This is a genomic window from Devosia sp. BK (assembly GCF_032907385.1).
Classification (GTDB): domain Bacteria; phylum Pseudomonadota; class Alphaproteobacteria; order Rhizobiales; family Devosiaceae; genus Devosia.
Map to the genome: position 1 here is coordinate 23,501 of NZ_JAIMBX010000006.1, position 21,826 is coordinate 45,326.

Consider the following 21,826-nt stretch of genomic DNA (forward strand, 5'->3'; position numbering starts at 1 on the left):
GAACTGACGCTCTGCGCCTACTGATACCCGTAGGATTGCAGCAGGAATGTCGTGCCCAACATGCCGCCAAAACCGGCAACGGCGCAGGCGAGGGCAATGAGGTTTCCAAGCGGCTTCATGCGCTTTTTCTCGGCATCCCGCATCAGCACTTCGGTTCGCTCGCCAAGGATCAGCAGCGTCAGGCCGAAAACGATCAGTGGGCCAACCAGAAATGACGCGAGGGACCAGGTGCTGATCTCCGGAACGCCCTCCTGCGCGAGCCTCAGCCGATCAAAAATCGTCGGCCAGGAAATAACAACGCCAGCCAAAATGCAGGCTAGCCCTCACAGGCGCGTCTTGAGGTCAGGGTTCATCGGCATCTCCTGCACAGCGTCAAACGATCTCTGGAAAGACCAGTACCTCAGCAATTTAGCTTGGGGAGATCAAATTTTCCGCTCGATAATCCAGGTTATAGAGCCGGACTACGCGCCCTACTCGCTTCGGTGCGCCGATTTCTCGGTTTTCATAACCGTGACCCTTCCGCCACAGGCGGGCTTCACTCTTTTGCGAGTGATTGCTCCCGTTAAGATTTCATGAGTAATGAATTTTAGGACTAGGCCGCGAATCTCCCGGGATTTACGGCCTTTCCAGTGGAATAGGAGTAACTATGCGGAAGCTTTTGGTCAGTCTCGTTGCCCTCGTTGCAGCGGCGTCCCTCGGCCAGCCAGTCATGGCCCAGCAGGTGGCAAGTCTCGCCGTCCAGCCGGTTGTCATCGCGCCTCCGCAAAACGACCTTGCCCGCACCATCAAGGCCGGCCTGTCCGCCGCCTATGGCGCCGCCAAGCCCGGCACGCTTGGCTATGAAGACGCGCAAAAGCTCTACTATCTCTATGGCCAGCGCCATTTCGATCCGATCTGGCTCAACGATGCCGGTAGCGGCAAGATCACCTTCTCGCCGGCCGCCGAAAAGATCATTTCGCTCTTTAAGGATGCAGGCAGCGAGGGCCTCAGGCCCAGCGATTATCTCACCGCAGATATAGACCTGACCCGCGCCTCCAGCACCGACCCCACCGCCTTGGCCGGTCTTGAAACCGCCTTTTCCGGCGCTGTCATGCGCTATGCCAATCATCTCTACAATGGCCGCATCAAGCCCCAATCGGTCAGCGAAAATCTCGATATCGAGGCAAAGCCCATCGACCAGGCAGCGCTGCTCGAACGGCTGGCCAAGAGCGACGATCCCGCCCCGATCCTGGCTGAGCTCGAACCCAAGCACCCTGAATTCCTCGCGCTCAAAGCCGCTCTTGCGGCCTTTGACGACACACCCGCTGCGCGCCCCGCCCCGATCGCCGATGGTCCCGTGCTGCGTCCCGGTGGCACCGATGGCCGCGTCGAAGCCATCCGGGTGCGCTTTGAAATCCCGTCCACGGGCACCGATGTTTACGACGACAACCTCGTTGCCGCCGTCGAAAATTTCCAGCAAAGCGCTGGGCTTGAAGTCGACGGCATCATCGGCCCCGCAACCATCGCCGCCTTCAATGGTGGCAATGCCACGCGCCGCGAAGATATCATCGCCAATATGGAGCGCTGGCGCTGGATGCCGGCCGATCTCGGCGACTTCAACGTCTTCGTCAACATCCCCGAATTCCGCCTGTCGATCATGCGCGGCGGCAAGGAAGAATATACGACCCGCGTCGTCGTCGGCGCCACCAAGAACCAGACCCCAATCTTCTCGGATAATATCCGGCACCTGGTGGTGAACCCCTATTGGAATGTGCCATCGTCCATCGTGCGTGGCGAAATCGCGCCTGCCGTGTTGCGCAACCCGGGCTACACCGACAGCCACAATATGGATCTGCTCTATAATGGCTCGCCCGTCAGCCCCTGGCAGGTAAACTGGTCGCAGGTCTCCACCACCAATTTCCCCTTCAAGATCCGCCAGCGTCCCGGCGCCGGCAATTCGCTGGGGCAGATCAAATTCCTTTTCCCCAACAAGCACGACGTCTATCTGCATGATACGCCGTCCAAGTCGCTCTTCGCCCGCTCGTTCCGCGCTTTCAGCCATGGCTGCATCCGCGTCGAGAACCCGTTCGAATTTGCGGATGCGCTGATGGCCAATGAGCCAAACATCTCGCGCACCTCGCTCGAAGCCATGTTCGGCCCCAATGAGCGCTGGGTGAATCCGGAAAAGAAAATCCCCGTCCACCTCGCCTACTTTACACTGCGCGTTTCGGCTGACGGGACCATCCGGTCCTATGGCGATGTTTATGGACACAACGAAGCGCTGATCGCTGCCATGGGCCTTGCCCCAGCGGCCGAGACGCCCATTGTCGCTGAGGCCGAGAGCATTCCGAACGACCTCTCTCCATAACCGATCCATGCCCAATTCGGGCTTCGGGCGCGCTCGGTGCTAACGGACTGTTAGCATTTTCGCCTTGGTTGCGCCCGTTTTTGCCCTTATTACTTTGGGTGTGAGGGGGCTCGTGGGAGCCAATTTCACACCTGGTTAGCGTTAATCAAATCGTTCGATTTTAGCGCTACCATCAAACGATACTGGCATTGAACCGGGCAGAGTTTGGCGTGACGGGTCTTTCCTTTTTCAACCGTAGCCGCGTGCTGCGTACATGCGCAGCGTTGGCTGTAACCCTTTGTTTGGGCGGCATTTTTGCCGTTCAACCTGCTGTGGCTGCAAGCGAGCGCGCGCTTTACATCTATTATACGCACACCAAGGAAACCGCGCGCATCGTCTTCAAGCGCAACGGTCAATTCGTGCAGTCCGGTCTCGACGAGCTCAATTATTTCCTGCGCGACTGGCGCCGGAACGAGCCGACCAAGATGGATCCCCGCCTTTTCGACCTCGTCTGGGAAGTCTACCAGGAAGTCGGCGCGACCCAACCTATCAACGTGGTTTCGGCCTATCGTTCCCCGGCCACCAATGCCATGTTGGCCCAGAATTCCTCGGGTGTTGCGGACAATTCCCAGCACATGCGCGGCAAGGCCATGGACTTCTTTATCCCCGGTGTGCCGCTCGCCAAATTGCGCGCCACTGCGATGCGCAAACAGGTCGGCGGCGTCGGATTCTATCCCACCTCCGGCAGCCCCTTCGTGCACCTCGACGTCGCCTCCGTCCGCGCCTGGCCGCGCATGACCCGCGCGCAGCTCAAGGAACTGTTCCCGGACGGCCGCACCATGCACCTGCCGAGCGATGGTAAACCCTTGTCGCAAGAGGGTTATCAGGTCGCCATGGCCGGCTGGAAACAGTGCCACGCCTATCCCTGCAACGGCTCGTCTTCCGGCACCATGGTCGCCGATTCCGGCGGCAGCAGCGGCAAGTCCTTGATGGACGTACTGTTCGGCGGCAACAAGCAGGCCAATACCCCTGCTCCCGCGCCGGTCGCAGCACCAGAGCCAGCACCCATGCAGGTCGCTTCGGTCGCGCCGCAAGCGGCAACACCGAACCTCGCCCCAATTCCCGCCCAGCGCCCGGCTAGCATGAACGTTGCTGCGGTAGCGCAGGAGGCCGTCGCGCCTGTTCCTGCAGCTCCACCGGCCATTCCGTTCTCGACCGTCGGCAGTGCTCCGCTCGATGCCGCTGAACTGGTCGCCGAAGCTGTTGCGCCGGTGCCAGCCATGAAGTCGGAAACCCTCCGCGTTGCAACTGCCGCAGCACTCCCGGCCGGCGATGCGGTCACCGCTCTTGCTGCGCTGACGGATGCGCCGATGCCCATGCCACCGCCGCAAAACAACGACGCGACGGTTCTGACCGCCTATGCGCCAAGCACGGCGCGGACGATTCCCAACGGTCTTGCAGCGCCTGTCATCGCCTCGCTCAGCCCCTCGACAACCGGCGGAATTCCGCCGCATCCAGCCGCACGGCTGCCGATCCTCTCCCCGGTCGGGACGCCAATGCCGACTGAGTTGACGACGCTTCCTGCCTCCGAAACCCAGATGGCAAGCCTATTCTCCGGCACGTTCAGCGCCGCCGAGACCGCGCGCCAGTCCGACCTCGTTGCTGCACTGGCGACCCATGTCGGCAAGCCTGTTGCTGCCGAGATGCGTGCCCCGGACCTTGTCGCTCCCGATTTCGAGCACGTGGCCGATGTTTTTGCAGCCCCCGCGAGCCTCTCGTCGAACCATTTCGCCGTGATCTTTGATCGCGACGAAGCGGATTTCGATCCCACACCGGAAATGGGCCGCTACACCATAAAGATGGGTGCTGGCGACGACACCACTGCTTTGGGCCATGCCCGTTTCGCCCCCGTCGCCAACTAATCTGGCGGCTGGGGTCGCAAAGGCGCCACTTTATAGGTTTCCAAGCGTTCTCTGTAATCGGCAAGTCTAATTGCCGGTTCTTGCATTGGCACGACCGCAAGCCTAAAGACTTCCTGTTGCCGCCGCATCCCATGGAGCCCCGCTTGGCCGAGAAGCCGCAAACCCCTTTGCTTGACACCGTCAATACGCCGGCCGATCTGCGCGCGCTTCCCCGCGAGGAGCTGCGCCAGCTTGCTGACGAATTGCGCGTCGAGATGATCGATGCGGTCTCGGTAACCGGTGGACATTTGGGGGCGGGTCTCGGCGTCGTCGAATTGACTGTGGCGCTTCACGCCGTCTTCGATACGCCGCATGATCGTATCATCTGGGACGTCGGCCACCAGGCCTATCCGCACAAGATCCTGACCGGCCGCCGCGACCGCATGCGCACGCTGCGCCAGAAAGACGGGCTGTCCGGCTTCACCCGCCGCGCCGAAAGCGAATACGATCCCTTCGGCGCCGGCCATTCCTCGACCTCGATTTCCGCCGGCCTCGGCATGGCGGTCGCGAGCGAACATCTTGGCATCAAGCGCAATGTCGTCGCCGTCATCGGCGATGGCGCGATGTCGGCGGGTATGGCCTATGAAGCCATGAACAATGCCGGTGACATGGACGCCCGGCTCGTCGTCATCCTCAACGACAATGACATGTCGATCGCTCCACCCACGGGCGCGCTCCGGGCCTATCTCGCTCAGCTCGTCTCCAGCCCCGCCTATCGCGGCACGCGCGACGCGGCAAAGTCGATCGTCAGCAAGCTGCCCAAGCCGCTACACGAACCGGCCCGGAAGACCGAAGAATTTGCGCGTTCGTTCTTTACCGGCGGCACGCTCTTTGAAGAGCTGGGCTTTTACTATGTCGGCCCGATCGATGGTCACAACCTCGATCATCTGCTGCCGGTCCTCGAAAACGTGCGCGATATGGAAGCGGGGCCGGTCCTGATCCACGTCGTCACCAAGAAGGGCAAGGGCTATGGCCCGGCCGAGAGCTCGGCCGACAAGTATCATGGCGTCAGCAAATTTAACGTCATTACCGGTGCCCAGACAAAGGCCCCGTCTAATGCGCCGTCTTACACCAATGTCTTTGCCGAAACCCTGATCCAGGAAGCACAGAACGATCCGCGCATCGTCGCCGTCACAGCGGCCATGCCGACGGGCACAGGCCTCGATAAATTCGCCGAGCTTTTTCCCGACCGGACCTATGATGTCGGCATTGCCGAGCAACACGCGGTCACGTTTGCAGCAGGCCTTGCCAGCGAAGGCATGCGCCCGTTCTGCGCGATTTATTCGACCTTCCTGCAGCGCGCCTATGACCAGGTGATCCACGACGTTGCGATCCAGGGTCTCCCGGTGCGTTTCGCCATCGATCGCGCTGGATTTGTTGGCGCCGACGGCCCGACCCATGCCGGCAATTACGACAATGCCTATCTCGGCGCCGTGCCTGGCATTGTTCAGATGGCTGCGGCCGACGAAGCAGAGCTCCGCCATATGGTTGCGACAGCTGCCGCTTATGACGCCGGTCCGATCACCTTCCGCTATCCACGCGGCGATGGCATGGGCGTCGATATGCCGCCGCGCGGTCAAATCCTGCCCATCGGCAAGGGCCGTATCCTGCGTCAGGGCAGCGCCATCGCGCTCCTCTCATACGGTACGCGTCTGGGCGAAGTTCTTGCGGCAGCCGACAAGCTTGCTGCTTTGGGTCTCAACCCAACAATTGCCGATGCGCGCTTCATGAAGCCGCTTGACGAAGAGCTGATTGCCAAGCTGGCACAAACTCATGACGTGCTAGTCACGACCGAAGAAGGCGGCCTCGGTGGCTTCGGCAGCCATGTCGCGACTTTCCTCGCGAGCAATGGCCTCCTCGACGGCAAGCTGCGCTTCCGACCGCTGATGATCCCGGATCGGTTCGATGAACATTCGAGCCAGAACGACATGTATGCGGCCGCAGGCCTTGATCGCATTGGCATCGTCGCCACTGCCCTGACCGCGCTTGGCTATGATGAAGCCGCCATGAAGGCGGCTCTCGCCCAAGCCTGATCCGAGACACATTCAGCCAACAAAAAAAAAATCCCCGCTCGCGCGGGGATTTTTGCATTCGGGGAGTGTCTTGCGCTTTACTTCCAGGTGAAGGCGCGCGTCACGGCATAGTTGAATACCGAGCTCATGATCGCGCCGGAGAGGCCAGCGATAAAGGTCTGGTGATCCCACTGATAGATCGCATTGGCGACCGAGATATTGGCGATTCCGCCCAGCGCACAGATGGCGCAGAAGCTCAGGAAGCCGGTGATCAGCTTGGGACCCTTAAGCTTGCGATCGGCATAGGTCAGGTTGTTGTTGAGAACAAAATTCCAGGCCATGGCGATCAGCGTCGCCGCGATCTGGGACACTACAAAACCCTGGGCCAGCACCGAGGTGAAGAAGCCCAGCGTCAGAAGGTGAACGACAACACCCGTGCCGCCGACGAGGCCAAACAGCAGGAAGCTTGGTGGCAAAGCACCACCCGTCATCTTCGAAAACCAGAGGCCGAGATACTGGATGACCACCAGCGGGTTCATCTTGCTTTCGCCAGCGTGGCGCGGGCGGAACGTGTAGGGGACTTCGGCGATCTCGAGCGGCTTGCCCATGCGGGCAGAGGTCACAATGAGATCGATCAGGATCTTGAAGCCGTCGCTGGCCAGTTTAGGTGCTGCCGCAAGGGCTGCTTCGCGACGGATAAGGAAGAAGCCGCTCATCGGATCGCTTACAGCCTGGCCGGCGATCATGCCGGCAAGCTTATTGGCAAAATTGCTGCCCGAAAGGCGCGTGGCGCTGAGGCCATCGCCGGCAGAGCCGCCTTCGGCAAAGCGCGAACCGACGACGAGGTCGGCACCGGAAAGAGCTTCGGCCAGCATCTGCGGCAAAATAGATTCGTCGTGCTGGAGATCGGCATCGATCACCGCGACATAGGGCGCAGCGGTGACTGCCATGCCTTCGACGCAGGCCGACGCCAGACCACGGCGGCCAAAACGGCGGAGGCAGCGGATATTGGCGTAGACCCGGCTCAGTTCATTGACAACGTCAGCTGTGCCATCCGGGCTATCGTCATCGACGACGATCATTTCCCAAGGCGTGTCGCCGAGTGCAACTGCGACCTTTTCGTACAGCAACTCGACATTGTCCCGCTCATTGTAGGAGGGAACGATTACGGCGAGCTGTGGGGGGCGGAAAGTTTGCGCGGTTTCGACGCGGACGTCTTCAAGCGAACCGTTCGACATTTACTTGAGCACTCTGGCTTCGGGCATCCAGCTTAAAAGCACGCCTCGCACGAAAAGTTGCAAAGAGATATTTCATGGCAGGGTTGCATGGGCCGCAGATGTGATAACCGGCTCTTTATGCAATTTCAGGCATGCTTCCATGGCAGGAGAAGCCATGTTTCCGCCTAGTCTCGATCTCAAGCAGGATAGGCCTACGGCTCTCCTGCTGCTTTTGCCGCTGCTTTTTGTTCTCAGCGGCACCCTCATCCGGTTTTTAGCCTTTCGCTACGCGCAGCCGGATGCCGATTGGACCAATTATTTTGGCGCTCTCTGCCGCTGGGATTGCGGCTGGTACGTCCGCATGGCCGAGACCGGCTATGACACGTTCCCCATTCCCTCGCGTATCAATGCCGGAAACTGGGCGTTTTTCCCGTTCTACCCCATGCTTGTTGGACTCGTCGCCAAGGTCATACCCCTGCCGACCATCGTCCTCGCGAGCCTATTGTCGATCCTCACCGCCTATGCGGCGGTCGTCGCAGCCTGGCCGCTCTTCGGACGTAATATGCGTGCCTATACGCTTTATGCGGCCTTCATGCTGTCCGGGCCTGTCTCGTTCTATTTCACGACCTTTTTCACTGAGGTCATGTATGTGCTTTTGACAACGCTGGTCTTTCGCTTCCTCGGCCGCTCTGACTATCTTGGCGCTGCCGGCGCCGCTGCGCTTTTGTCGGCGACCCGCATCGTCGGCGTCTTTGCGTCGCTCTCGATCGGCGTTCAGGCTCTGATGGATTATCGAAAGTCGAAAGGCACATGGAAGGGCGTTGTACCCGGCCTTCTCGCCCAGCCGCTTCTCGTCCTTGCCATCTTCATCGCGCCCCTCGGCTTTTTCACCTATGTCGCCTTCCTCAATTATTGGGTCGGCGATGGACTCGCCTTTAGTCACACCCAGCGCGCCTGGGGCCGGATGGTCGCCAATCCCGCTGTCTATCTCTGGGAAGGGCTCAACAAATGGCCCGACAATGGCGCGCTGTTCAGCAATTCACAGATCCTCGCGCTCGCAGCCATTGCGGGGCTGGTCGTCACCGGCATTCTTGCCTGGCGCCGCCAATGGCCCGCAGTGGTGTTCTGCCTTTTCTGCATCATCATTCCTCTCGCGGCGGGGCTTGCGTCCATGTTGCGCTTCATGACCGCCATGGCGCCGCTCACCATCACGGTCGCGACGCTGCTGGCGCGCCAACGCGTGGTGTTCGCGCTGAGTTTTGTCGCCATCATCGTCAGCGCCTGGTTCGTCACGCTGGCCTGGATGGGAGGCAATGTTGCGCTTGTCTGAACGCTCTCCCGTCACCCTCGGCGCCTATGCGCTGGCTGCACTGATCGCGCTCTTTGAGTTGGCCATCCTCTGGCAGGCGCTCCACCCCAACGTATCCGACGATTATCGCGCCTACTATATCGACAAGACGACCACCTGCCTGCCTCAGCCGGTCGCAGCGGATTACACGCTCGGCACCGAACTCGATTTCCGATCCGGCGGCGATGACACGCGCGAATTGCGGCCCTGCGGCTGGGATGGCCCGGCAGGCGACGGCATGCATTCCATCGGCCAGACCTCGCGCCTCCGCTTTGCCGTTGGCCCTGCGCAGAACTTGACGCTGATGGTGGAATTGACCGGCGTGACACTGCCCGGCCCGGCGCAGCAGCGCGTGCTGGTGTCGGCCAATGGTGCGGACTTGGGAGAGTTGCTGGTAACGCCCGCAAAGACCGAGCGCTTCACTATCGCCATCCCGGCCGAAGCCGTTGGCGATAGCGGGTATCTCGACGTCAAATTCGATTACCCTGACGCCATCAGCCCAGGCAATCGCATCTCGAACACCTATTGGCGCAGCGTCAAACTGAGCATTTTGCAGCTTAGCCCGGCCGAACCGGGCTAAGCGAAAATCGCCTAGCGCTCGGGCGGCGCTTCGACCATGCCAAGAGCCGACATATAAAGCTCGAGCAGGGCTTCCTGCTCCATGCGCTCATTGGCATCCTGCTTGCGGATCGTCACGATCTTGCGCAGGATTTTGGTGTCGAACCCATTGCCCTTGGCTTCGGCATAGATTTCCTTGATGTCGGCAGCGATCGCGGCCTTTTCTTCTTCCATCCGCTCGATGCGCTCGATAAAGGCGCGGAGCTGGTCCTGGGCGACGCTGTCTTCAACGGCCATGGCTAAACCTCATTTCGTTCTGGCCACCTTGAACCCCAAGGGCTGCAAAGGTTCAAGCCCTTGACCGACGATTCGTCACAGGGTCAGGCATGGCGTGCCCGCAATTCCGTCAAATCCCATCCCTAAAGCTCGCGGGAAGAGCCACGCCGACGATCAGAGCGGAATGCGCATAACGCGATTCTGAAAGCGCGCGCTGGATTAGCCATTGACCTCCCCTGCCCCATCGGCTCAAAGAAAAGCGGTTTTCCCTTGTTAAGTGGCCTGCCCGTGCACCGTTTCCACCTCGGCCTTCTGCTCTTGCCGCTGGTTTCGGCGGGTTTCTTCATTGCCGCACCTGCTCCGGCCTATGCCGATCTGCGCATCTGCAACCAGACAGCCAATGTCGTTTCGGTCTCGCTTGGCTATCGCGCCGAGCGTGGCTGGATGAGCGAAGGCTGGTGGCAAACTCCGCCCGGGGATTGCCGCACGCTCTATCAGGGCGACCTGCAGCGGCGCTTTTATTACCTCTATGCAGTCGATGACATCGGGGGCGGCGCCTGGGATGGCCAGGTCTTCATGTGCACGCGCGACGAAACCTTCACAATATTCGGGGTTGAGGATTGCCTCGCACGGGGCTATGAGCGCACCGGGTTCTTTGAAATCGATACGCAGAACCGGACCGACTGGACGATGCAGCTCACCGAGAACGCTGGCGCGCCAAATGTCGTCGGTCCTGGTGAGGGTGAAGATCTAGAAGAGCCGGCTTTCCTGGTCGACCCCGAAAACCCCGATCAGACCGAACCGCCACCTCCGCCGCCCCTACCGCCAGAGACACAGAACACGGAATCACCATGAGACGGATCAGACGCGCAAAGATCCTCGCCACCCTCGGGCCTGCAAGCAACGAGGAAAAGATGATCGAGGAGCTGGCCAAGGCCGGTGCGGACGTCTTCCGCATCAATATGAGCCATGCCAGCCACGAATTGCTGCATCAGACCGTAGCCCGGATCCGCAGCGTCGAAGCGCGGCTTAATCATCCCCTCGGCGTTCTCGTCGATCTCCAGGGCCCAAAGCTGCGCGTCTGGAAGTTCGCCGAAGGCTCGATCAATCTGGTCCAGGGCCAGAAATTTACCCTCGACAGCGAAAAGAACGACAACGGTAATTCCGAGCGCGTCTACCTGCCGCATCCGGAAATCATCGAGAGCGTTTCCGTCGGCGACCGTCTCCTTTTGGACGATGGCAAGCTGCAGCTCAAGGCGACTAAAGTCGGAGGCGGCGTCATCGAGACCGAAGTCGTCTATGGCGGCAAGCTCTCCGACAAGAAGGGCGTCTCCCTGCCCGATACGCTGCTGCCCACCGGCGCACTGACGGAAAAGGATCACGCCGATCTGCTCGAAGGCCTCAAGGCCGAAGCGGACTGGATCGCGCTCTCCTTCGTTCAGCGTCCTGAAGACATCATCGACGTGCGCAAGATCGTTCAGGGTCGCGCCGGCGTCATGGCCAAGATCGAAAAGCCACAGGCCATCGATCGCCTCGAAGAAATCGTCAAGCTCTCCGACGCCATCATGGTCGCCCGCGGCGATCTCGGTGTCGAACTGCCGCTAGAAACGGTGCCAGGCCTTCAAAAGCGCATGATCCGCATGTGCCGCCGCTATGGCAAGCCGGTGATCGTTGCGACGCAGATGCTCGAATCCATGATCACCTCGCCGGTTCCGACCCGCGCCGAAGTGTCGGACGTGTCGATCGCGGTGTTTGAAGGCGCCGATGCCGTCATGCTCTCGGCAGAATCCGCATCGGGCCAGTATCCGATCGAAGCCGTCGCGACGATGAATAAGGTTGCCGTGGCCGTCGAAGGCGACGCGAACTACCGCAACATCATCCGTGCCGCCCAGACCGAGCCTGAAGCCACCGCTGCCGACGCTATCTCGGCTGCCACACGCCAGGTTGCCGAAACGCTCGATCTCGCGGCCATCGTCACCTATACCGCGTCGGGCTCGACCGGCATTCGCGCTGCCCGCGAACGTCCTTCCAAGCCCATCATCGCGCTCTCGCCCAATCTGCGCACCATTCGCCGCCTGTCGGTCGTCTGGGGCATTCATTGCGTGCAGACCGAAGATGCCGTCAGCCTTGAAGACATGGTCGACCGCGCCTGCGTCATCGCCTACCAAGAAGGCTTTGCCCGCCCCGGCGACCGCATCGCCATCACCGCTGGCGTGCCGCTTGGAACCCCCGGCGCGACCAATATGCTGCGCATCGCCTTTGTCCGCCAGGACGGCGCTGGCTCGAGCTGAGCCACACGCGCAACTGCACCTATGACAAGGCCCGCGCAAGCGGGCCTTTTTGTTTGTCTAACGCGGTGTTTCGAGAAGGGCCTTGAGCGTCAGGAAATCGGTGGTGATCCATTCAATCGCCGAACTGAATTGCTCCTCGTTCATGCCGGGCCGCTGGAAGAAGGTGAACAGCAGTTCGGTACCGTTCTCATTGGGCATGACGCGCATGGGCGTCCAGAGCAGCGGTTGTCCGGGGATGAAAACGGCGTGATCGAGCACACCGAAATCATTGCGCGGCGTAAACCGGATATGCCTGATGCCGCCAAACCGCACCTCGGCATGCCAATCCCCAGTCTCAAGCTGATGGAAAAGGTGAGGGTCCACCGCCGCCCACTGCGCATAGTTTCTCGGCTCGGCCAGATAGGCATAGACGAGAGCAAACGGCTGCTCGATCTGGATCGAAATCGTATGAGAACGCCGCATGTGGGCCCCTTTCGGTCGCCGCCCTTATCTTATCCGCATAGCCTCTGCCGCCCAAATCAAAACGCCACCCCTTGGGTGGCGTCACTGCTCGGTCAGTGAGTCTCGATGTAATTGCGGAGCACGTTGAGGTCGGTCCGCAACCATTCGCACTCAGAAGCGAACTGCGCATCGGTTTCGCCGCGCACCTGAAGGATCGTGCAACTGAGCTCTGCACCATCATCATTGGGCAGGACCCGCACCCAATATTGCCGCCGCGTGCCGCGATCATCGCTCACCCTCAGGTCAAGCACGCCATAGACATTGGGCGGGGTGAAATGAAGCTCGACCTCTTCGCCATCGAACTGGGCTTGCCAGTGATAGTCGGAGAGGCGCTCGAGAGGCCTTTCGATGACCCCATTGATCCATTCGTTGAGGTTGGCAGGTGTCGAGAGGAAGGTATAGACGGCTGCAAAAGGCCGCCGGATGGTCAGGCTTATGGTGACGCTGGGAAACATGACGCTCTGGAACAGGATCGGCGCGCCGTCCTGGCGCTGCTGGATCTTGCTGATCTGAACCGGCTTCGGGCCGGCACGCTGTCCTAGCTTTCCCATCCGACCGTCACAAGCATGTGCCTGTGAGCCATGGAGTTTGGGTTAATTTACACCAAATGCTAGCCTACAAACGAAAGGGCCCGCAGCGTCAGCTACGGGCCCTTTCGAGATACAGAAGCGGAAAGGCTTAGCCCTGGCGGGCCTTGAAGCGCTTGTCCACCTTGTTGATGATGTAGACGCGCCCGCGGCGGCGGACGAGCTTGTTCGCGCGGTGGCGCGTCATCAACGCCTTCAGCGAGTTGGTGATCTTCATCGTTGTATTCCCTGGTCAAACAAAAGGGGCGCCAAGGCGCCCTAAAACTGCGCCCTTCATAGGGAAATAGACCCGGCCTGTCAACGCGCGCAGCAAAGAGTTTTCCGCGTTTTCCGCATCAGAGCCCCGCTATCCATTAACCGGGAGGTCAACCTTCCCCGCTAGGATTTTTCTCAGGTTCCAGAGGACTTTTCGTGAACAAGATCCTGAAGCACGGCGTCGTTATTGCCGATCCGGTCGAGAATATGGCTGCCCTGATCGCGGCCACGATGCGGGGTATCGGTCACCGCATGGTCACCGAGGTCACGACACCGAAAGATCTTCTGGCCGTCCTCAACGCGCGTTCGCATAGCCTTATCGTCATCGACGACGCCATGGGGCCGCCTGATGCCATCGAGCTCGTGCGCCAATTGCGCACGGATTTCGACTGCCCTAACCGCACAACCTCGGTGATCATGATGTCGGCGGCCCCTGACGTCGATCGCATCGCCGCCGCCCGCGATGCGGGGGTCAGCGAGTTTCTCAAGAAGCCGTTCTCGGCGGCGGACTTGCAGAAGCGCATCGCCGGCCTCGACATCAATCCGCGCGAATTCATCGAGGCGCCCGAATATGCAGGGCCCGACCGCCGCCGGCGTATTCTCACCCACGGCATCGAAGACCAGCGCGAAGACAGCTGAGCGCTAGACCCGCGGCTTCGGTGCGTTACGCGGCGGAATGTCGTTGGAATAGATATTGTGCAGCCCCACATTGAGAATGTCGCGCTCGCCGCAGAGCGCCATGGTCGTATCGAGCTCCTTGCGGATGATCTCGAGCACGCGCGTCACGCCCTCTTCGCCGCCCGCGCCTAGTCCATAGAGCATAGGTCGGCCGATAAAGGTGGCCTTTGCGCCATAGGCCAGCGCCTTGATCACATCCTGTCCTGAGCGAATGCCGCTATCGAGATAGACTTCCGTCTTGTTGCCGACCCGATCGACGATCTCGGGCAGCACGCGAATGGACGATGGGGCGCCATCGAGTTGCCGCCCGCCATGGTTGGACACGACGATCGCATCGGCGCCTTTGTCCACCGCGGCCTGCGCATCATCGGGATCAAGCACGCCCTTGACGATCACCGGACCGCCAAAGCGCTCCTTGATCCAGCGCACATCGCCCCAATTGAGCGTGGGATCGAACTGGCTCGCCGTCCAGGCGGAGAGCGAGGCGAGGTCGTGATCGCCGCTCACATGACCCACGATATTGCGGAACGTGTGGCGCTTGGTTCCCAGCATGCGCGCGCACCAGAGCGGGTGCTGCATCATCTGCCAAATGGAATAGGGCGTGAATTTTGGAGGCGTCGACAGACCGTTCTTGATGTCCTTGTGGCGCTGCCCGAGGATCTGGAGATCCATGGTGAGGACGAGCGCCGAACATTTCGCGGCCTTGGCGCGGTCAATCAGACGATTTATGAAATCGCGGTCGCGCATCACATAGAGCTGAAACCAGAATGGCGCCGTCGTGTTCTCGGCCACGTCCTCAATCGAGCAGACACTCATGGTCGACAGCGCAAAAGGAATGCCAAACTTTTGCGCGGCTTTTGCTGCCTTGATCTCGCCGTCCGCCGTCTGCATGCCGCCCGTTGCCGCCGGGGCAATGGCGACGGGCATGGTGATTTCCTTGCCCAGCATCGTGGTCTTGAGGTTGCGCCCCTCTAGGTTCACCGCGACTTTCTGGTTGAGCTTGATCTTTTGAAAATCGCTCTCGTTATCGCGGTAGGTGCTCTCGGTATAAGAACCGCTATCGGCATATTCGAAGAACATTTTTGGCACCCGGCGACGCGCCACCCGCATCATTTCGTCAACGGTGAGGATCTTGTCGATGGCGGGCATGAAAGGGCTCCGAGAGGCTGTCGCGCCTGCTCTAGCAACTAACATGTTAGCGGTCAACGCAACTAGATGAGCGCGCTATCGCGCGGCGCCGTCGCCCGCCGATTGATCATGAGCATCGAGAAAATGACGAGGAAGGCGAAGACCACCATGCCCCCCGCCAGCAAATGGGCTCGCTCCCATTGGAGGCGCTCGACGAAATCATAGATGGCGATCGAGAGCACCTTGGTCTCGCCTGGAATGTTCCCACCGATCATCAGCACAACGCCAAATTCACCCATCGTATGGGCAAACGCCATGATGCCGCCAACGAGATAGCCGGGCGCCGCGAGCGGCAGCACGACGCGGAAAAACCTTTGCCGCGCCGAGGCACCAAGCGTGTCGGCGGCTTCGAGCACTTCGGCCTCGATGGCCGCAAAGGCGTTGCGCAGGGGCTGCACCATAAAGGGGAGTGACGCTACACCCGCCCCGATCATCAGCCCGCCAAAGGAAAAGGCGAGCGTTCGCGCGCCCCAAAATCCGGCGATCCACCCGCCTGGTCCGTTCGGCCCTAAAGCAAGGAGCAGATAAAAGCCGAGCACGGTCGGCGGGAGAACGAGGGGCAGCGTCACCAACGCGCCCACCACTTCTTTTCCCGCCCAACGCCCATGCGCCAGCCACCAGGCGACCGGTGTCGAGATGATAATCAACACAAGAGTGACGCTCAGCGCGAGGCTGAGCGTCAGGGCAATCGGGGAAAAAAGCGTCATCCAATCCATCAGGGAACGGTATAGCCCGCCGCTTCGATAACCGACACTGCTTCATCTGATTTGAGGAAATCGAGGAAAGCCACCGCAGCGGGATTGTTTTCGCCTTCCTTAAGCAGCACCGCGCCCTGCGCGATCGGTTCATGCAATTCGGCCGGCACGATCCATTGCTCACCCTTGCCGATCACCTGGCTAGCGGCCACGAATCCGAGTTCGGCATTGCCGCTTTCGATGAACTGCAAAGTCTGGGAAATGTTCTCGCCCTGCACGAGTTTAGGTGTCAGCGTTTCGAGAAGGCCAAGGGCGGTCAGCGTTTCGATGGCTGCCTTGCCATAAGGCGCGGCTTCCGGATCGGCGATGGCGAGCTTGTTGAAGTCAGCCTTGAGCGCCGCTTCGCCGTCGCTGAGATCCCGCCCCGGTCCATAAAGCGCGAGCTGGCCTTCGGCATAGATGAAATTGGTGCCTTCGACGCCAAAGCCTTCATCGATCGCCTTTTGCGGGCGCGTATCGTCGGCCGCCAAAAACACGCCGAATGGCGCGGCCTGGGTGATCTGGGTGTAAAGCTGGCCGGTCGCACCGAAGCTCAGTTCCACCTGATGCTCGCCCTTGGCTTCGAAGAGTGTTTTCAGCTCTTCAGCGACGGCGGTGAAATTGGCAGCCACCGCGACATTGACGGTTTCGGCAAAGGCCGGCGTTGCAGTGGTGGCGATAACGGCAAGGGAAAGCAGCAGACGGGACAAGGACGCCTCCGATATGTTCGATCGGCCATATCGATGGCGGAAACATATCAAAGGCGCAAGCGATATGTTTACTCGGAAATATCGGATATTGCTGCGCGGAGGGCCGCGACATCGGCGGCAATCGCTGCTTCCGTCGCGACCTGCATCGCCCGGTAGCGCGCCAGCACCTCCTGGCCCAAAGCCGTCAGTTGCGCCCCACCCTGCCCCGCACCGCCCCGGACAGTATCGACCAGCGGCCGACCAAATCCCTCATTAAGCGCCTGCACCAAGCTCCAGGCCCGCTTATAGCTCATCCCCATCGCTTTGCCCGCCGCCGAGATCGACCCGGTCGCCGCAATGCCCTCGAGCAGATCCGCCCGCCCGGGCCCGATATAGGCCTTGTCGGAAAGCACGATGCGGAGGTGACCGAGACCGGACGCTGTCTTGTCCACACTCACCTCCTTGATCGCATTAAGCCTTAAGCGCGCTTGCTTCCTTGGCGAGCGCTTCGATGCGGGCGAAGTCGCCGCTCGCGAGGGCATCGGCCGGCATGATCCAGCTACCGCCGACGCAAATGACGTTGGGCAGGCTGAGATAGGTCTTAGCCTTCACGACATCGATGCCACCCGTTGGGCAGAAGGTGATGTCTGGGAGTGGCGAGGCGAAGGCTTTCAGCACCGGCGCGCCGCCAAGGGCTTCGGCCGGGAAGAATTTGAGGAAGGAATAACCGCGCTCGGCCGCGGCCATGGCCTCCGTCGGGGTGCCGATGCCAGGGAGAAGCGGGATGGCGACATCGTCAGCGGCATCGAGAAGGCGCGGCGACGCACCGGGGGAGACCATGAAGCGGCAGCCGGCATCGACCGATGCCTTCATATGCGCCGCATTCCGCACCGTGCCCGAGCCGACGATGGCGCCGGAAACCTTGGCCATTTCTTCCATGACCTTGAGCGCATTGGGCGTGCGCAGCGTCACTTCGAGCACCGGCAAACCACCGGCCACCAGCGCTTCTGCGAGGGGGCGCGCCTGTGACACGTCATCGAGAATGATGACAGGCACGACGGGCGCCAGGGACAGGATAGAGCGGATGGCGGTTGCGTCCTGCGGCATGGGCTTCTCTTCTCACAGCAAAGAACAGTTCGGCTGAAGGGTTAGGCTGAGATCGTCTGCCCCGCAAGACAGAACACTATTGCCCCGTCAAAAAAGCCAATTGCCGTCGAGCCGCTCGCTGATTGCCTAACTGTCACTATATCCTTAGATAAGAACCACATAACATTGTGGGAGCACGCATCATGGGATTTGACGGTTTCGCTCTGGATGGGCTCAGCATCACGCTGATCTTCCTTGGTATCCTCATCATCCTGGTGCTGTTCGCCGGCGCTAAGACAGTGCCGCAGGGCTACAACTACACCATCGAGCGGTTCGGCAAATATACGCGGACCCTGAAGCCAGGCCTCAATATCATCGTCCCGTTCATCGACACGATCGGCAAGAAGATCAATGTCATGGAGCAGGTGCTCGACGTTCCCCACCAGGAAGTCATCACCCGCGACAATGCCTCGATCACGGCCAATGGCGTGACCTTTTACCAAATCCTCGATGCGGCGGCTGCGGCCTATGAAGTGGCCAATCTCGAAAACGCCATTCTCAACCTGACCATGACTAACATTCGTACGGTCATGGGCTCGATGGACCTCGACGAGCTTTTGAGCCACCGCGACGAGATCAACGAGCGCCTGCTGCGCGTGGTCGATACCGCGGTTTCGCCCTGGGGCGTCAAGATCACGCGCATCGAGATCAAGGATATCGATCCACCCAAGGATCTCGTTGATTCCATGGGCCGCCAGATGAAGGCCGAGCGTGAAAAGCGCGCCACCATTCTTGAAGCAGAAGGTAGCCGCCAGGCCGCCATTCTCAAGGCCGAGGGCGAAAAGCAGGCCCAGGTGCTGGAAGCCGAAGGCCGTCGCGAAGCCGCTTTCCGCGATGCCGAAGCGCGCGAACGTTCTGCCGAGGCCGAAGCCAAGGCAACCCAGATGGTGTCGGACGCCATCGCCTCGGGCAATGTGCAAGCCATCAACTATTTCGTTGCCAACAACTATATCGAAGCGCTGGGCAAGCTAGCCACCTCGCCCAACCAGAAGGTCCTGATGCTGCCGGTCGAGGCGTCGAGCGTCATTGGCGCCATCGGCGGCATTGCCGAAATCGCTCGCGAAACCTTTGGTGGCGGCGAAGCGCGCCAGGCCCAGCCGACCCGTCCCGTCGCGCGGCCGCCGGTTGCTGGCCAAACCCCGCGCGAGCCAAACCCAAGCTAAGGCGAACCCGGCATGGCCCTCATCCAATTCCTCGCTGCCAACGCGCCATGGGCCTGGATCATCGCCGGCCTCGTGCTTCTTGGTCTCGAACTCGTCGTGCCGGGCGGTTTTCTCGTCTGGCTCGGCGTTGCCGGCATTGTCACCGGCATCGTCGTTTTCATCGAGCCGATCGCCTGGCCCTGGCAATGGCTGATGTTCGCTGTCTTGGCGCTTATCGCCATCCTCCTCTGGACCCGGTTTAGCCGGAGCCGCTCGACGGACACCGATAGCCCCTATCTCAACCGCCGGGCCGATCGCTTCATCGGCCGCGAGGCCGTGCTTGAACAGCCGATAGCCGGTGGCTTTGGCCGGCTGACGCTCGACGACACCGTCTGGCGTGTGGCCGGGCCGGACCTGCCTGCGGGCAGCCGCATCCGCATCACCGGCAGCGATGGCGCGGTGCTTCGCGTCGAGGCCATTTAGGCCTCGGCAAGGGTTCGTTAACCATAAGCTGAAAGGATCGCGCGCGGAGCCCTCCGTTTTGGAGGCGCCCTGTTTTGGAGCGCGGCGTGTCCAAGAGGCAGCACAACAGGACCATTGCCTTGAGCGTGCTTGCCGGCATGCTGGCAAGCCCTGTCTTTGCCGCCCCCGCGCTTGTCGTCACCGACGAGATAACCGACACAAGCCAATCAACCACGACCGGCCAGACCAATCAGACCGGCCAAACCAACGCCACCACGACGCGCCGCATGACCGATGAGCCGGAAGATGTGACGGAGGATCGCCTCCGCCCGGGCGTCTATCCGGTCCAGCCTGTGCCCCCCGAATTTGCCGTCGCCAACGACGCGCCTGAAACAGTGCCGCTTGATTGGTCCGTGGGCCTGCGTGGCACCTATACGACCTCCAATGGCCAGGAAACGTTTGTCACCCGCCTGACGCCGCAATTCACCGCCACGCACAATGGCGGCATTGCCGATCTTGTCTTTTCCGGTTCTGCCGAAATCGCCAAGGCCAATGGCCAGGATGCCATCACGGTCACGGCTGGCGGCCTCTCGCTCTCGGCCACCGCTCCAATCGATTCCAATACTTCGGTAAAAGCCGGCGCCAATATTGGCCTCTCGCAGGACCTGCCCGGCGCAGTTGGCCTCTCTCCCTTCGTGATCACCCCACCGCAAATCGTCACCGGCGGCATCGACCTTGGTGTCGACCGGCGCTTTGGCCACTTCAATGTCGGGATTACCGGCGGGATCGATCGGGTGAATTATGGCCCGACCACGCGCACCGACACCGGCGTTACTGACAATTCCGAGCAGAATTATTGGTCCGGCAACGGCGCGCTGCGCCTAGGCTACCAGTTCACGCCGGTTCTGGAAGTCTTCGGCCAGGGCGAAGTGCAGCGCGACATTTTCGACGTCCAGACAGCGAGCCTTGGCGTCTATCCCAACGCGACCAATCGCAGCCTGCGGGCCGGCATTGCCGGCAAGTGGAACACAGCCTGGTCGGCCAGCGCCTCGGTCGGCGTTGGCGAACGCGTCTTCGATGAAGCGAGCCTCGGCGCCTTCCGCGCCCAGCTTTACGGTTTTGAAGTCAGCTATACGCCGGACCCGACCGTCAAGCTCACGGCGGGCCTCGACACGACCCTGTCACCCGCTGGCGCCGACAACCCCGGCACGGGCCGCATCCAATATGCGGCCTTTGCCCGCGCACAATATGACATTAACAGTTGGCTGCGCGTCCGCGCTTCGGCTGACTGGAGCAATTCAGAGCTTGTAGGGACGGGCACCACGGACCGTCGCTTCGCCCTCGGCGGCGGCGCGGACTACGTGTTCAACAAGCACACGAGCCTCAACGCCGATTATGGCTATGCCAATAGCGACAATATCACGAGCGGCAACACCCAGAGCCATCAGGTCAGCCTGGGCGTCACCATTTCGCGCTAAGGCGATCTTGCCTTAGAGGTGGTTTTCGAGATCGAGCTTGCGCAGTTCTTCGATGAAGCCGGGGCGGATGTCGCCACGATCGAGCGCAAAGACCACATTGGCCGTCAGGAAGCCGAGCTTCGAGCCGCAATCGAAGACCTTGCCTTCATATTTGACACCGGTGAACGGCTGCTGGCTCATCAGGGTCTGCATGGCATCGGTGAGCTGGATTTCGCCGCCCGCACCGCGGGTCTGCTCGGCGAGCAGCGAGAAGATTTCCGGCTGCAGGATATAGCGGCCCGAGATGAAAAGATTGGACGGCGCGTCTTCGCGCTTGGGCTTTTCGACCATGCCATTGATGGCAAAGCCCTTGTCCGAGCCTTCGCCACGCACGACGACACCATAGGACGACACATCTTCCCAGGCGCATTGCTCGACGCCGATGATATTGCCGGCGCTTTCTTCATAGGCGTCCATCATCTGCTTGAGGACACCGGGCTTGGCCTGGAAAATCATGTCCGGCAGCAGCAGGGCAAAAGGCTGGTCGCCCACGATATCGCGCGCGCACCAGACGGCGTGGCCGAGCCCAAGTGGCTCCTGCTGGCGGGTAAAGCTGGTGCGGCCGGCCGATGGCAGGTCCTTGCGCAACTCGTCAAGCGCTGCGGTCTTGCCGCGCGATTCCAGCGTCGCTTCAAGTTCGAACTGGCGGTCGAAGTGATCTTCGATGACGCCCTTGTTGCGGCCGGTGACGAAAACAAAGTGCTCGATCCCGGCTTCGCGGGCTTCATCGACGGCATATTGAATAAGGGGCCGGTCGACGACCGTCAGCATTTCCTTCGGCATGGCCTTGGTGGCAGGCAGGAAGCGGGTTCCGAGGCCTGCGACGGGAAAGACGGCGGTACGGACGCGTTTGGACACGGAAACTTCCCTTTGACACTATTGCGCAATGCTGTCGCTTGCCGGGCAACATCTGATACATAGCGCCTCGCGACAACAGT

At 60.8% G+C, this 21,826-nt stretch carries 23 protein-coding genes; 11 read left to right on the top strand and 12 right to left on the bottom strand.

What is annotated here, in order from left to right:
- Nucleotides 1-17: 17 nt before the first annotated feature.
- Nucleotides 18-308, bottom strand: a complete 291-nt coding sequence (locus DevBK_RS19810; protein ID WP_317186740.1) for a hypothetical protein — start codon at nt 306-308, stop codon at nt 18-20.
- 338 nt (nt 309-646) lie between these two features.
- On the opposite strand from DevBK_RS19810, the gene DevBK_RS19815 reads away from it, so the two are divergent.
- The 3 genes from DevBK_RS19815 (at nt 647) to dxs (ending at nt 6,320) form a co-directional block, all read left to right on the top strand.
- Nucleotides 647-2,347 (top strand): murein L,D-transpeptidase, encoded by a 1,701-nt coding sequence (locus tag DevBK_RS19815; RefSeq protein WP_317186741.1) that lies wholly within the window; start codon nt 647-649, stop codon nt 2,345-2,347.
- Nucleotides 2,348-2,556: 209 nt separating this feature from the next.
- A complete protein-coding gene (locus DevBK_RS19820; protein WP_317186742.1) occupies nt 2,557-4,248 on the top strand; it encodes a DUF882 domain-containing protein in 1,692 nt (563 codons plus the stop codon).
- A gap of 143 nt (nt 4,249-4,391) precedes the next feature.
- Nucleotides 4,392-6,320, top strand: coding sequence for a 1-deoxy-D-xylulose-5-phosphate synthase (gene dxs / locus DevBK_RS19825; protein WP_317186743.1), 1,929 nt, complete (start codon nt 4,392-4,394; stop codon nt 6,318-6,320).
- Between the two features lie 77 nt (nt 6,321-6,397).
- Here the strand turns inward: dxs and DevBK_RS19830 are convergent, their stop codons facing one another.
- Complete coding sequence (locus DevBK_RS19830) at nt 6,398-7,537, bottom strand: glycosyltransferase (RefSeq protein WP_062629299.1); 1,140 nt, start codon at nt 7,535-7,537, stop codon at nt 6,398-6,400.
- Between the two features lie 154 nt (nt 7,538-7,691).
- Between DevBK_RS19830 and DevBK_RS19835 the strand changes: the two genes are divergently transcribed.
- A complete protein-coding gene (locus tag DevBK_RS19835; RefSeq protein ID WP_317186744.1) occupies nt 7,692-8,846 on the top strand; it encodes a hypothetical protein in 1,155 nt (384 codons plus the stop codon).
- On the top strand, nt 8,839-9,444 hold the full coding sequence (locus tag DevBK_RS19840; RefSeq protein WP_317186745.1) for a hypothetical protein: 606 nt from the start codon (nt 8,839-8,841) through the stop codon (nt 9,442-9,444). The genes DevBK_RS19835 and DevBK_RS19840 overlap by 8 nt, the downstream gene beginning before the upstream one ends.
- Before the next feature lie 11 nt (nt 9,445-9,455).
- On the opposite strand, the gene DevBK_RS19845 is transcribed toward DevBK_RS19840, so the two are convergent.
- Nucleotides 9,456-9,719, bottom strand: a complete 264-nt coding sequence (locus DevBK_RS19845; RefSeq protein WP_061907597.1) for a DUF2312 domain-containing protein — start codon at nt 9,717-9,719, stop codon at nt 9,456-9,458.
- A 267-nt stretch (nt 9,720-9,986) separates the two neighbouring features.
- On the opposite strand from DevBK_RS19845, the gene DevBK_RS19850 reads away from it, so the two are divergent.
- Both DevBK_RS19850 and pyk read left to right on the top strand, forming a co-directional pair.
- Complete coding sequence (locus tag DevBK_RS19850) at nt 9,987-10,553, top strand: DUF1036 domain-containing protein (protein ID WP_244483967.1); 567 nt, start codon at nt 9,987-9,989, stop codon at nt 10,551-10,553.
- The gene (gene pyk, locus DevBK_RS19855) at nt 10,550-11,989 is read left to right on the top strand and encodes a pyruvate kinase (protein ID WP_061907596.1); all 1,440 of its coding nucleotides are present in this window, start codon (nt 10,550-10,552) and stop codon (nt 11,987-11,989) included. The genes DevBK_RS19850 and pyk overlap by 4 nt, the downstream gene beginning before the upstream one ends.
- 57 nt (nt 11,990-12,046) lie before the next feature.
- On the opposite strand, the gene DevBK_RS19860 is transcribed toward pyk, so the two are convergent.
- The 3 genes from DevBK_RS19860 to ykgO form a co-directional block, all read right to left on the bottom strand.
- Complete coding sequence (locus tag DevBK_RS19860) at nt 12,047-12,451, bottom strand: hypothetical protein (protein WP_062629296.1); 405 nt, start codon at nt 12,449-12,451, stop codon at nt 12,047-12,049.
- 92 nt (nt 12,452-12,543) lie between these two features.
- The gene (locus DevBK_RS19865) at nt 12,544-13,041 is read right to left on the bottom strand and encodes a hypothetical protein (protein WP_062629295.1); all 498 of its coding nucleotides are present in this window, start codon (nt 13,039-13,041) and stop codon (nt 12,544-12,546) included.
- Between the two features lie 127 nt (nt 13,042-13,168).
- Nucleotides 13,169-13,294: a type B 50S ribosomal protein L36 gene (gene ykgO / locus DevBK_RS19870; protein ID WP_035086881.1), complete on the bottom strand. Its 126-nt coding sequence runs from the start codon at nt 13,292-13,294 to the stop codon at nt 13,169-13,171.
- Between the two features lie 194 nt (nt 13,295-13,488).
- Here ykgO and DevBK_RS19875 point away from each other — a divergent pair, with 194 nt between their 5' ends.
- Nucleotides 13,489-13,971, top strand: a complete 483-nt coding sequence (locus tag DevBK_RS19875; RefSeq protein WP_062629294.1) for a PleD family two-component system response regulator — start codon at nt 13,489-13,491, stop codon at nt 13,969-13,971.
- 3 nt (nt 13,972-13,974) lie between these two features.
- Here DevBK_RS19875 and DevBK_RS19880 read toward each other — a convergent pair whose 3' ends face one another.
- From DevBK_RS19880 to eda, 5 genes are all read right to left on the bottom strand, one after another.
- Nucleotides 13,975-15,159 (bottom strand): L-lactate dehydrogenase, encoded by a 1,185-nt coding sequence (locus DevBK_RS19880; protein WP_410494114.1) that lies wholly within the window; start codon nt 15,157-15,159, stop codon nt 13,975-13,977.
- A 62-nt stretch (nt 15,160-15,221) separates the two neighbouring features.
- Nucleotides 15,222-15,905 (bottom strand): molybdate ABC transporter permease subunit, encoded by a 684-nt coding sequence (gene modB / locus DevBK_RS19885; protein ID WP_317186746.1) that lies wholly within the window; start codon nt 15,903-15,905, stop codon nt 15,222-15,224.
- 8 nt (nt 15,906-15,913) lie between these two features.
- A complete protein-coding gene (gene modA, locus DevBK_RS19890; protein WP_062629291.1) occupies nt 15,914-16,642 on the bottom strand; it encodes a molybdate ABC transporter substrate-binding protein in 729 nt (242 codons plus the stop codon).
- 68 nt (nt 16,643-16,710) lie between these two features.
- A complete protein-coding gene (locus tag DevBK_RS19895; protein ID WP_244483966.1) occupies nt 16,711-17,073 on the bottom strand; it encodes a winged helix-turn-helix domain-containing protein in 363 nt (120 codons plus the stop codon).
- 19 nt (nt 17,074-17,092) lie between these two features.
- Nucleotides 17,093-17,728 (bottom strand): bifunctional 4-hydroxy-2-oxoglutarate aldolase/2-dehydro-3-deoxy-phosphogluconate aldolase, encoded by a 636-nt coding sequence (eda, locus tag DevBK_RS19900; protein ID WP_061907589.1) that lies wholly within the window; start codon nt 17,726-17,728, stop codon nt 17,093-17,095.
- Between the two features lie 203 nt (nt 17,729-17,931).
- On the opposite strand from eda, the gene DevBK_RS19905 reads away from it, so the two are divergent.
- The 3 genes from DevBK_RS19905 (at nt 17,932) to DevBK_RS19915 (ending at nt 20,849) form a co-directional block, all read left to right on the top strand.
- Nucleotides 17,932-18,930 carry an SPFH domain-containing protein gene (locus DevBK_RS19905; protein ID WP_200940866.1) on the top strand — a complete coding sequence of 333 codons (999 nt, stop codon included), beginning with the start codon at nt 17,932-17,934 and terminating at the stop codon, nt 18,928-18,930.
- Nucleotides 18,931-18,942: 12 nt separating this feature from the next.
- Nucleotides 18,943-19,392 (top strand): NfeD family protein, encoded by a 450-nt coding sequence (locus tag DevBK_RS19910; protein WP_061907587.1) that lies wholly within the window; start codon nt 18,943-18,945, stop codon nt 19,390-19,392.
- A gap of 86 nt (nt 19,393-19,478) precedes the next feature.
- Nucleotides 19,479-20,849, top strand: a complete 1,371-nt coding sequence (locus tag DevBK_RS19915; protein ID WP_317186747.1) for an outer membrane beta-barrel protein — start codon at nt 19,479-19,481, stop codon at nt 20,847-20,849.
- A 12-nt stretch (nt 20,850-20,861) separates the two neighbouring features.
- Here DevBK_RS19915 and galU read toward each other — a convergent pair whose 3' ends face one another.
- Complete coding sequence (gene galU / locus DevBK_RS19920) at nt 20,862-21,746, bottom strand: UTP--glucose-1-phosphate uridylyltransferase GalU (RefSeq protein ID WP_317186748.1); 885 nt, start codon at nt 21,744-21,746, stop codon at nt 20,862-20,864.
- Nucleotides 21,747-21,826: the final 80 nt, after the last annotated feature.